The organism is Polaribacter sp. R2A056_3_33, from assembly GCF_019278485.1.
GTDB lineage: Bacteria > Bacteroidota > Bacteroidia > Flavobacteriales > Flavobacteriaceae > Polaribacter.
The window spans coordinates 636,266-648,288 of the sequence record NZ_CP058984.1 but is presented as its reverse complement, the minus strand read 5'-3'; the positions used below and the strand labels follow the sequence as shown (position 1 = coordinate 648,288).

Sequence of the window (12,023 nt, the reverse complement as noted above, 5' to 3'; positions counted from 1 at the left end):
CGAAATAAAATCTATCTTTTATTGGTCTATTAATTTTTTTAATGACTATGATTTTGCTCTTTTTGAGTATTCAGAGGGAGACACTCCATGTAATTTCTTAAAAGACGTAGAAAAATAAGAATTAGACTCTATACCAATTTGATACATTACTTCTGCAACATTAAAACCACTATTACTAGCTAATAATTCTGCAGCTCTTTGCAATCTAAAGTTACGCAAATATACATTTGGTACTTGCCCAGTAAGTTGTTTTAGTTTTCTATAGAAATGAGCAGAACTTAAACCTGCTTCTATAGAGAGTTCTTCTACGCCAAAAGTTGAATTAGATAAATTTTTCTCTATTACTTCTGTAATTTTATCTAAAAATTCTAAATCTCTTTTTGATAAGCCTAATTCTTTTTTATTCTTAGGAGGTAAACTGTTTTTTGAAAAATAATCTTTTATCTTAAGGTTATTTTCAATTAATTTTTTTAAACGAAGTTCTAAGTGTTTTAAAGAGAATGGTTTGCTAATATATTCTTCTGCTCCAAACTCTAATCCTTTAATTAAATCGGCATTATCTCCTAACGCAGTTAATAATAAAACAGGTAATTGACACGTTTCGGGATTGGCTTTTATTATTTTACATAATTCAAATCCATCCATCTCTGGCATCATAACATCACTTATAACAGTACTAAATTCTGTTTTTTTAATTTCTTCTAAGGCTTCTAAACCATTGTTAGCTATTGTTACATTATATGAATTTGAAAGTGCACTTTTTAAGAAATTTTGTATATCTATCTCATTTTCTACAACTAAAATACTATGTTTCTTTTTACTTTTTACTTTACCATTATTCTCTTCTAAGTTTTTAATTTGTACAGGCACCCAATTTTTTATAAATGACTTTTTTACACTGTCCTCATCTATCTCAACCTCTTCTATTTTTGAAGATGGAATAACAACCCTAAAACGAGTTTCTTTATTTGGTTTACTTTTTACTGAAATACTACCACTAAATAAATCTACCAAAGATTTACAAAAAGACAAACCAATACCACCTCCACTTACGTTTCCATCCTGATTTCCTAGTTGATAAAACCTTTCAAAAATATTCTTTAAGTTTTCTTTTGGAATTCCTTTACCAGTATCAATAACATCAATTTTAATACTTTTAATATTTTCTTTAAATATAATGGAAGCATCAATACTTATAGTTCCCTGTACCGGTGTGTTTTTAAATGAATTTGAGAGTAGGTTAAAAAGTATTCTTTCTACTTTTTCTACATCTATTACAATTTCTTCATTTGGCGAACTAATTTTATAATAAAAATTAATATTCTTTTCTAATGCATAGTTTTCAAAAGCTTCTGTTGTTGGATATAAAAATTCACCTAAAGTAGACTTTGTATAGTTTAAATTTAGAAAACCTTGTTCTGCCTGTCTAAATGTTATTAATTGGTCTATTAAACTTAAAAGTCTGTGGGTATTTCTTTTAATAATTGCTAAAAAACGCTCACTTTCTGCGTTGTTATTATTTTCTATAACTCTATCTAAAGGCCCAGAAATAAGTGTAAGGGGTGTTCTAAATTCGTGAGATAAGTTTGTGAAATATTTAAATTTACCTTGGTTAATAACTTCAATTCTATCCTTATCAATTTGTTCATATATCAGTTTTTGTTTTAGTTTTTCATTACTTACAAAGTAAAAAACAATCCAAACACCAATAGCTAAAAACAAAATGACCATTAAAGTATAACTCCACCAAGTTTGATACCAGAAAGGTAATACAATTAGGGTTAATGTTTTTGTTGATGTGCTCCAAATACCATCTCCATTAGCAGATTTTATTCTTAATTTATAGGTGCCGGCATCTAGATTAGTATACGATATTGGCGATTTACCTTTCTTTATTTCTACCCAATCTTTATTAAATCCATCTAATTTATAGGCTATTTTATTTTTAGAAGGTGCAGACGTATGTTCTGCTACTAAGTTGAAAGATATTATTCTTTGACTTTTACAAACTGTAATAGTGTCTGTTTCTGAAATTGACTTTTTAAGTATAACAATGTCATTCAGTTTATCACCTATTTCTATAGGTTTGTTATTAATTAATAAGGATGTTATTAGAACTTTAGGAGGCTGTGTATTTAAAAATATTTTATTCGGATTAAAAATAGTTAAACCATTTAAACCTCCAAAATACATAAAACCAGATTTACCTTGGGCATATGCAGATTGTCTAAAGTTATTTTGAATTAGACCATCGTTTACATCAAAAACATTTATTTTATTGGTTTGTTTATTGAATAGCATCAATCCCATGTCTGTACTAATCCATAAATTATCACTATTTTTCTGAGCTAAAATTCCATAAATAGCATCATCTAGCAAGACATCATCTTTTCTAAAATAATCCATTTTAATTGGATTTTGATCACTATCTAAAGTTAATTTGTTTAAACCACCACCAAAAGTACCAATCCAAATATTCTTTTTATGATCTTCATGCAACGTAAAGATACTATTGTAACTAACTTTACTACTTCCTGTTTTATTTTCTTGATATTGTCTTATTACTTTAATTTTTCCTTCTTTATACGTACACTGTAATAAACCATAATCTGTACCAAACCAGAGTTGATTATTACTATCTTGTAAGAAACATTGCACTCTACTTGCAGCTATTCTTAAACTAGATTTTGTATGAATTTTAGGATTCTTTTTTTTGGCTATTTCTTTCCAAGGATTCTCTATTACTATAATTTTATTACCAGATAATACAAAATCTGTTTCATTTATTTGAGCAATTTCTCGAACCAAAAGCAATGGTGATTTATCGTTTTCGGATAAAAATTGCACTTTTTTATATTCTTTTTTTACAGGATTGTAAACAAACACTTTTTTGTCTGTACCAAACCAAATGTAATTTCTTGAATCTTGATAAATAGACCTAATAACATCATTTTTTTCTATAGGTAATTTTGCTTGTAAATCTTCAAATTTAATGTTGTTAACTGTATTTTCATTGACTACCTCAAGACTCCTAAATAACTTTTTATGATACCCCGAGACCCAAACTCTACCTTTATTATCTTCTAGTATGGAGGTGATTAGGTTGTCTCCAATAGATAGTTTAGTAGTTGGGTTATTTGTGTAAGAGTAAAATGGCTTTTGAAAAAGGTCTAATTTATTTATACCACCTTGAGCAGTACCAACCCAAATAACATTAAAGTTATCTTGGTAAACAGCGTTAATTTGACTGCTACTAATGCCATTTTTATTTGTTGAATCATAATTATAATGGCTAAAAGAATTTAGAATAGGATTGTATTTAAATAGTCCGTTTGCTACTGTACCAACCCATATTGTATTTTCATTATCTTTAAAAAGACTGTTCACAAAGAAATTAGTATCCTGATTTTTAATTTTGATTTTTTTAACAAGATATTTTGAATTTGAGTCTAAATTAGAACTGTATAACCCCTCTTTTGTGCCAATCCAAAATATATTATCTTCTTTAATAATTTTAGTAATTTCTTTATCATTAAAAAAACTAAATTCGTCTAAATTAAAAGAGTCTTTATTTACAGATGTGAATTCTGATTGATAACTAATTTTTTTTAATCCTTTACTTGTTCCTAAAATGATTGAAGAATTCAGACCAAAAGAAAAGGTGTTAATTTTTATATTTTCTGTTTCCTTATCAAGAATATTACCTGAAATAGAAAAGATACCTTCTTCCATACTTATTAATTCGCATCTTAATAGTTTTTTAGGAGATGAGACCCAAACAAAATCATCATTTTCAGAATCAATTTTATTTACATTAATATTATATTTAAGCGGAACAGTAAAAAATTTTTCTAACCAAGGTACATAAATGTTAATACCTACATTTGTGCCTATCCAAAGTATTCCGTTTTTATCATTAAATAAGTAGGTAATATTATTACTAGAAATTGCGCCATGAGTTTTAGATTGCGTGGTAAATGTTTTAAATTCATAGCCATCATAACGTATCAATCCATTAGGGGTTGCAAACCATAAAAAACCATACTTATCTTGTTCAATTGCATTTACGGTATTTTGATTAAAGCCCTCTTTATTAGAAATTCTTTCAAAATTTTGAGCATAAATTTGCTGAGAAAATAGTGTAAATACAATACCAATAATGAATAAAATTCTATGCATCCTACATTTTTAATTTGCAATAAAAGTATACATATTTTTAATTATTCTTCAATAAATTAACAAAATTTTTTACCATAAATTACTTACATACTTAATAAATATCACATTCTTATCCATTTTTATTGTTTACATAGTACTCTTAAGTATGTTCTACAATTTTAATTTCATCATCTGTTAAACCATACAGCTCATGCATCATAGTGTCTATTTTTTTGTCTGTTTGGTGTATTTGGGTTTGTAGGGCTTGTGTTTTTTGCTTATTTTTTGTAAATAAATCGAACCATTCAAACTTATTTTTTTTGCTTAAGGTTAGTACTTCTTCTAAACCATTTTTTACAAGTTATTTGCTTTTATGGTTTTGTTTACTTCTTTTATAAAAAAGTGAATAGTCTTTGTAAAATTCTTTTACTAAAAGTGTTTCTTTAAGTTTTAAAGGAATATTGTTTATAATACTATCTTTTTGCAGACGTAAGTTCTTTTGTTAATTCAAGTAAGTTGAATTCTTCAAATTCTGTGGCATCATTTATATAAAAACGTAACTTTTCGAAATTAGAAATAATTATATACACGCATCCTTTTTGATTTGCTTTAAAATCAAAGGCTTGTTTTCATATGCTTTCTAAATCTTTAGTATTTCTGCTTTTTAATTCTATAACACCAACTGCAATTTAAAATAAAAACTACTTTATAAAAGGGTTTAAAAGTACGTTTTACTTTTTGTAGGATACCTTAATTCTTGTTTTGTGTGAAAATAGTGTGAAAATGAAAAAACCAGTAATTTCCAAATCGTTGGAAAGTACTGGTTTTATTGGTGACCATGGCAGGATTCAAACCTGCAACCTCTTGAGCCGTAATCAAAAATAATACTATTTGTTTGTTACTGTTTGTTATATTAAGGTTCTTGTTTATCAGTGTTTTAGGTTTTTTAAAGTATTGTTTAGTATTGTCTTATATGTATCTATTATTGTTTTTTGTGGGCAAATTGTGGGCAAATGGTTATATTTGTCAGAAATAAATATCTATGATTTATGCCATATCGATAGTGCTTGATAAAAGACGATTAAAGAGTGATGGTACTTATCCATTAAAATTAAGAGTATTTAATCGTCAGCTTAAAAAAGATAAACGTTATCCTTTAGATGTTGATTTACAAGAAAAAGAATTTGTTGAGGTTTGGAAAAATCCAGATAATTTAAAGTTTAGAGGTGCTAAAAAAGAACTAGAACTAAGATTAAAAGGGATAGAAGCGAGAGCAAATGAAGTGGCAAAACAATTAACTGTTTTTGACTTTGAACAATTTGAAACTAAATTCTTTAGAAAATCATCAGATAAAAATAATTTAAAGTATTATTTCGATACCATCATTAAAAATAAAACTGATGATAATAAAATAGGTACTGCAGAAAGTTATAAATACACTTTAAACTCCTTAAAAGAATTTAGCGAAATTGAGAAGAAGTTGAATTTAGATAAACTTACTTTTAGTATTATTAATGTTAGTTGGCTAAAAGAGTATGAAAAATTTATGCTTAAAAAAGGTAAAAGTTATACAACTATAGCAATTTACACAAGAACATTAAGAGCGGTATTTAATATTGCAATTGAGAATAATGATATTATCAATGATATTTATCCATTTGGTAAAAATAAATACAAAATACCAAGAACTAAAAAAGTAAAAAAGGCTTTAAATTCGGCTCAATTAAAATTATTATTTAATGCTGAAACGTTAAACGAGAATGAAGCAAAATGTAAAGATTTTTGGTTTTTTAGTTTTGCTTGCAATGGTATGAATTTAAAAGATATTGCCCTTTTAAAATATTCAGATATAAAAGGAGATAAATTTTCATATTACAGAGCTAAAACATTTGACAAATCTGCTGAAAAAAGTGTGATAACAATTTACTTAACTGACTTTACAAAAGGTGTTATAAAAAAGTATTGCAATAAAAAGAAAGATAGTTTTGTTTTTAATATTTTAGATGCAGCTGATAATATTGAAACACAATACAAGAAGATTAAAAATTTCAACCGTTACATTAACGACCATATTAAAAGGATTGCAATAGCAAACGATTTACCTAAAGATATTAGTTTTTATTACGCCAGACATTCTTTTGCTACAAATTCTTTAAGAAAAGGTGCAAGTATGGAGTTTATAAGCGAAGCTTTAAATCATAGTGACCTTAGTGTTACTAAAAATTACTTTGCAGGGTTTGAGGATGAAGCCAAAAAAGAATTTGCTAACACTATAATGGATTTTTAACATTATGGAAAAGATATTTGATTTTTTAAAAATCCTTAACGAAAATGACGATGAATTGAACTTGAAAATCTGTTTAAATCCAGAAATTCTAGATGATTATTTTTATATAAAAGACCGTCAAAAGCATCATATATGCCAATTAAAAGAAATATATGATAATGACTCCGTGTTTGATGAAATTATAAATTCTCATAAAATATCCGAAAATCTATTCGTAGGTAAAGTTCTTGATAGTCCTTGCGATAAATGCACTTCATTTTGCTCGAAAAATGTTAGCCCTTTTTTTAACTGTGTGTCTTATTTCGTTTCAATAAATATTCAAAACAAACTTAATTCGAACAATCAATTTGAAATGCAAAAATTGATAAATCATTTTTTTACTCTTTTTTCAGTAGAAAACGAAACTTACTTTTTTGATTTTGAAAAAATGTGGAAATATTTTGCTGATTATGATATTTCTCAAGAAGAAAAGGAATTATCAAAAAATGACATAATACAAAATATGGAATATCTAAATGAGTATAAGAATGTTTTAAATACAGTGGAGATTAGAATGAGTACAATCTTAAATAAAGAATTTAAAACTTTTGCACCCCAAATAAAATTTATTGAAAATAAAGAAAAATACTTTGACAGAGCTTTGTTTATAAATATTAAAAAAGACTTACTAAAAAAAGATAATCAAAGCACAAATAATTTGGGGTCTGATATTGCTAATTTTGAAAATGATTCTAATAATAATCCACGAAAAACAAAAAGTCAAATTATTTTAGAAAAACTAAATCAGTATGGCTTTTCAAAGCTCGAAATTTTAAAGGATAGAGAAATCACCCCTTTAATAGAGCATATTTTTATAAATACAAAGGCACCATATCAAATTGCTTATTTATGGTTTTTGGGGTTCGTAAATAATCTTGATGAAGAATATTGTAAATCTCAAAAAGAAATACATGAGCTTTTAGAAAAAATAACAGATATTCCTCGAAGGTCTGTTAGGGGGAATATTAATGGAATAAGAAATGAATTTAGTACTGATAGAAGGCGATATACTGCCTATAAGCATATTGAAGATGTAAAAAAACACTATCAAACCTTAAAATAGGGCGTACGCCTTCTATATTGCCCACAAATGACCTCCCTACAATTGTACTATTAATAACTTAAAAGTATGATTATGATATCATTTGAACAAACACAACAAGATGTTGCAGAGGTAAAAAAAGACCTCAAAGAATTAAAAGCTTTATTGCTAAATAAAGCAGAAACTACAGCTGGTGAAGAAAAGCCTATTAGGGTTGCTGAAGTCGCTAAATTGGTTGGTTATAAGGTGCAAACTATATATAAGTATTGCAGACACAACGAAATTCCTTATCACAAAAAGAAGGAGGGGCTATTTTTCTTTAAATCTGAAATTACAGATTGGATAAAACAAGGAAAGCAAAAAACACTTACCGAAATTGAAGCAGATACAGATGCTTTTTTGTCTAATAGAACTAAAGCAAGAAAGTAATGGAAGATTATCAAGCAAAAGATAGTGCTCTTACAAAAAAATCTATTGTTCTTTTAGAAAGAATGTTATCAGAATTTCAAAGATTAAAAGTGGAAAGAATTTTAGATACTACACTTTGCAGGACATTAGATTATTTGGGCTCACAATTAAAAGATGTAATGTTACTTATTCATGAGAATCCGCGTTACGATCATATTGTACTTCAGAATTTATTTGACGAATGTTATTCAATAGATAAAAATGCAACTGGCGTATCACTCAATTTAGACTGGGAGGATTGTGAAAAAGGTAAGGAAAATCGAGTAAGTATTCACGGTAAAATTGTTAAAGCAAATTAATTATGGATACTTTTAAAAGAATAGGTACGGAGTACTATAAAACCTGCAATTATCCATTGTTGAGCGGAGATACTATTAAGGTATTGAGAAAATGGAATAAAGGAGAAATAATTACTGATTATGGTAGGGATTATCTTCAAACAATAAAAAAATATGATGGTTTTATTACAATACCAGATCATAGAAATTATAAACAAGAAATTAATTCTTTTTACAACGAATATGAGAAGATAGAGCATAAACTTATAAAGGGAGAGTTTCCTAAAACAGTAGAGTTTTTAGAACATATTTTTGGAGAACAGTATGAGTTAGGTATTGATTATTTAACGATTTTATGGCAAAAACCAATTCAGATTTTACCTATTTTATGTTTAGTAAGTGATAAGCGAAATACGGGTAAAACTTCTTTTTTAAATTGGTTAAAATTAATTTTTCAATCTAATATGACTATTAATAAAAATGAAGATTTTAGGAGTAGGTTTAATAGTGACTGGGCATCTAAGCTTATTATTTCTGTAGATGAAGTATTGTTAGATAGGAGAGAGGATAGTGAACGTATTAAAAACCTATCTACTGCCAGTACCTATAAGGTAGAGTCTAAAGGTAAGGATAAGGTTGAAACTAACTTCTTTGGGAAATTTATTTTATGTTCTAATAATGAAGAAAACTTTATTCAGATTGATGAAAAAGAAATAAGGTACTGGGTAATTAAGGTGAATTCGTTTGGGAAAGAAGATGTTGATATGCTTAAAAAGTTACATAATGAAATACCGCAGTTTTTGCATTTTCTTAATACGAGAAAAATTAAAACAGAGAGGCTAACAAGAATGTGGTTTACAAAAGAACAGATTTATACACCTGCATTAGATAAAGTTGTAAAAGGCAATAAGACGTATTTAAGCCAAGAGATAAAAGAAATATTAATTGATGATTTTGTGGCTTTTGAAGTAGATATTTTAAGATATACTGCCTCAGATTTATTACGTAAATTAATAGAAAGTAATATAAGAACTATTCGTAATAAAGTTTCAAGTACTCTTAAATTAGATTATGGTATTGAGCCTAAGAATGGCGGTTATAAAAAATATTTTTTATCTCAAAGTTTGGAGGGAAAATCAATTGTTAGTTATGAAACTAAAAAAGGAAGGTATTTTGAGTTTAAGAAGGAAGATTTTATTACAGATACTGTTGATTGTTGATGTCTTTACGATAAAAGCAGTAACAGTAATAGATTCTTACATTAACAATGCTTCAACAAAGTGTCAACAGTGCAACTAAAATTAGTTCTGTTGATGCTTTGTTGATTAATTGTTATTTTATATTTATCTGTTTAGGTGGGTGTTAGGTATCTTTGTCAACAAGACAACAAAAATATGTACTTTGTGTTAAGTAGTTAGAAGTCTACTTTTAAGTTTTAGTTTATTTACTTAAAGTTTCTACTAATTTTTTTAACTCATTCATTTCTTCTAAAGGCACAAAATCACCAACTGTTTTATTAAGAAAAATACTATTAGCTATTTCTATTTTTTTTAACATCGGTAAAATGTAGTTTAAATAATGACTAAAATAAATATGAACATCTGGTTTATTTACAGCTAACTTATAGCCACTTTTAGCTGAAGAAGAAACAACGATAACACCTTTAAATCTTAACTCTTTAATAATTATTCTTAAATTATCAACCGACAAGTCTTTACCTGTATTATGTTTTATAGCATTAGTAATTTCATAAGTTTGAGTATATCTAAACGGCATTATCTTTTGATACCAAAGTAAATGCTCAATAACTCCTTTTATTATAATATCACTTTCTTTCTCTAATATTTCAATTGCATCTTTTCTTACAATACTAAATAACTCTTCATCAATTTTCTTCTCTTCACTTGTAACAAACAATTTACCACCATCCCTATTAGGGAAAAATGAAACATTGCTTGGTAAAGACTTTAATTTATTATGTATTTCTTCACTTTTATCAGTAATAAAAGCTGCGTTAAAAACCCTACCATATGAACCTGCTAATATGTCTGCAATTTGAATTAGTGGTTCTTCCTTATCATCTGAAATATTGTATTTTTCAAAAAAACTTTCTTGATAATTTTGAGTTAAATAATTTTTTAATTCTATTTCATACTTCTCATTAATTAAGTTATCCATATGAATTTCAAAATCAGAGAAATTATTATTTATTTGAGAAACAAATATTTTTTGAAAGTATTTATAAAACACTTCTTTAAATCTAAGTCCACCTTTTTCTTTATCCAACTTTTCCTTATCAATGATTAATAAGTAGACTATAAAATTTAAATTTTTAATTAAATAATCTAATACATCTAACCTAGTTTGTTCATTCCTTAATATTTTAGAATTAGATTTTAATACGTTTCCTTTAAAAAATTTTTTACTGATTTCATCTCTAACTTTTTTAGCGTTTGGAAGTTGAGATTCCTTTACAACTATAGCTGCATAAACAAAATGTGTAATATTTTTAACATCATTGCTTTTTAAAGTAGAAGTACCAAATTCATCACCATATATGTATACTTTTTCACTCATATCTCTAACTATTTTCTACTATTGCAATTTCATCCTACGTTAAACTATAACATCAATTTGTTTATCAGTTTGGTTAATTTGGGTTTGTAGGGCTTGTACTTTTTGTTTGTTTTCTTCAGAGAGGTCTAGTTATTCAAACTCATTTTTTTGGGGTAAGGTTGGTGTTTCTGTTAAACCATCTTTTACAAGTAGTTTGTTATTTGCTTTTATGGCTTTATTTATTTGTTCTTTGTCTTGTAAGTTTAGGTAACCCTCTAGGACAGATGTTTGGAATAGTGGCATTGATAGCTCGTAATTTTTTAGAACATTAAAAATATAATTTTAATAGAACATTATCGTCTTTTTAGTATTGAAATTTAAATAATAAACTTTCTCTTAATTGTTCTTTTTAAAATTTAAGATTGCAATATTTTTTGTCTTGTAATGTTGTTATGTACAAATGTTAAAGTGTTATTATGTAATGATTTTGTTTTTGTGGTGCAATTATTTATTTTGATTGGCTATGTGTTGTTTTTGTAAAATTATACCAATTGTTTTTACTTTATGATAAAAATCGCAGTGTAAGGTAATAGCAATTCTTTTGTATTACGGTTGCAATCTTTTTTGTTTTTGTAATACAATTATTTATTTTGATATGGCTATGTGTTGTTTTTGTGAATTTATAGCAATTGTTTTTACTTTGTGATAAAATTGCAGTGTAAAGTAATGGCAATCCTTTTCGTTTTTGTAATGCAATTATTTATTTTGATGAGAATTTGTGTCGTCTTAGTGAATTTGTAGCAATTGTTTTTACTTTGTGATAAAATTGCAGTGTAAAGTAATGGCAATCCTTTTGTATTACATTTGCAATCCTTTTTGTTTTTGTAATGCAATTATTTATTTTGATGAGAATTTGTATCGTCTTTGTGAATTTGTAGCAATTGTTTTTACTTTATTATAAACATTGCAGTGTAGGGTAGTAGCAATTCTTTTGTATTACATTTGCAATCCTTTTGTATTATACTGATATAGGTTGACCTTTTTTTGGGTTAATTTATACCGTTCCTCATTTGATTGTCGAGTTTATATCTCATAATTTGCTTAGAATATGCATCAGTAACGATTGCTAAGTAGTTGTGTCCATTCTGAATTTAGTCAACGACGAATAATTTGAGCTCTAAAGTTGCTTTTTCGT

At 26.8% G+C, this 12,023-nt stretch carries 8 protein-coding genes; 5 read left to right on the top strand and 3 right to left on the bottom strand.

Annotated features, from left to right (window positions below):
- Positions 1–45: 45 nt before the first annotated feature.
- Positions 46–4,179, bottom strand: coding sequence for a two-component regulator propeller domain-containing protein (locus tag H0I29_RS02855; RefSeq protein ID WP_218754354.1), 4,134 nt, complete (start codon positions 4,177–4,179; stop codon positions 46–48).
- 1,021 nt (positions 4,180–5,200) lie between these two features.
- Between H0I29_RS02855 and H0I29_RS02850 the strand changes: the two genes are divergently transcribed.
- The 5 genes from H0I29_RS02850 to H0I29_RS02830 all read left to right on the top strand — a co-directional run bounded on the left by H0I29_RS02850 (position 5,201) and on the right by H0I29_RS02830 (position 9,492).
- Positions 5,201–6,445: a site-specific integrase gene (locus H0I29_RS02850; RefSeq protein WP_218754353.1), complete on the top strand. Its 1,245-nt coding sequence runs from the start codon at positions 5,201–5,203 to the stop codon at positions 6,443–6,445.
- Between the two features lie 4 nt (positions 6,446–6,449).
- Positions 6,450–7,547, top strand: coding sequence for a hypothetical protein (locus tag H0I29_RS02845; RefSeq protein WP_218754352.1), 1,098 nt, complete (start codon positions 6,450–6,452; stop codon positions 7,545–7,547).
- Between the two features lie 72 nt (positions 7,548–7,619).
- Positions 7,620–7,955, top strand: coding sequence for a helix-turn-helix domain-containing protein (locus H0I29_RS02840; protein ID WP_218754351.1), 336 nt, complete (start codon positions 7,620–7,622; stop codon positions 7,953–7,955).
- A complete protein-coding gene (locus tag H0I29_RS02835; protein WP_218754350.1) occupies positions 7,955–8,293 on the top strand; it encodes a hypothetical protein in 339 nt (112 codons plus the stop codon). The genes H0I29_RS02840 and H0I29_RS02835 overlap by 1 nt, the downstream gene beginning before the upstream one ends.
- Positions 8,294–8,295: 2 nt before the next feature.
- On the top strand, positions 8,296–9,492 hold the full coding sequence (locus H0I29_RS02830; protein ID WP_254712686.1) for a primase-helicase family protein: 1,197 nt from the start codon (positions 8,296–8,298) through the stop codon (positions 9,490–9,492).
- Positions 9,493–9,712: 220 nt separating this feature from the next.
- Here H0I29_RS02830 and H0I29_RS02825 read toward each other — a convergent pair whose 3' ends face one another.
- Both H0I29_RS02825 and H0I29_RS02820 read right to left on the bottom strand, forming a co-directional pair.
- Entirely contained in the window at positions 9,713–10,849 is a 1,137-nt protein-coding gene (locus tag H0I29_RS02825) for a DUF3800 domain-containing protein (RefSeq protein ID WP_218754349.1), read from the bottom strand.
- Positions 10,850–10,978: 129 nt separating this feature from the next.
- Complete coding sequence (locus H0I29_RS02820; RefSeq protein ID WP_218754348.1) at positions 10,979–11,131, bottom strand: hypothetical protein; 153 nt, start codon at positions 11,129–11,131, stop codon at positions 10,979–10,981.
- Positions 11,132–12,023 lie beyond the last annotated feature (892 nt).

What these genes read in the sequence shown, in the direction of transcription:
- H0I29_RS02845 (WP_218754352.1), top strand. Translation starts at nt 6,450, where the DNA reads ATGGAAAAGATATTTGATTTTTTAAAAATCCTTAACGAAAATGACGAT.
- H0I29_RS02830 (WP_254712686.1), top strand. Translation starts at nt 8,296, where the DNA reads ATGGATACTTTTAAAAGAATAGGTACGGAGTACTATAAAACCTGCAAT.
- H0I29_RS02820 (WP_218754348.1), bottom strand. Translation starts at nt 11,131, where the DNA reads ATGCCACTATTCCAAACATCTGTCCTAGAGGGTTACCTAAACTTACAA.
- H0I29_RS02840 (WP_218754351.1), top strand. Translation starts at nt 7,620, where the DNA reads ATGATATCATTTGAACAAACACAACAAGATGTTGCAGAGGTAAAAAAA.
- H0I29_RS02835 (WP_218754350.1), top strand. Translation starts at nt 7,955, where the DNA reads ATGGAAGATTATCAAGCAAAAGATAGTGCTCTTACAAAAAAATCTATT.
- H0I29_RS02850 (WP_218754353.1), top strand. Translation starts at nt 5,201, where the DNA reads ATGATTTATGCCATATCGATAGTGCTTGATAAAAGACGATTAAAGAGT.
- H0I29_RS02855 (WP_218754354.1), bottom strand. Translation starts at nt 4,179, where the DNA reads ATGCATAGAATTTTATTCATTATTGGTATTGTATTTACACTATTTTCT.
- H0I29_RS02825 (WP_218754349.1), bottom strand. Translation starts at nt 10,849, where the DNA reads ATGAGTGAAAAAGTATACATATATGGTGATGAATTTGGTACTTCTACT.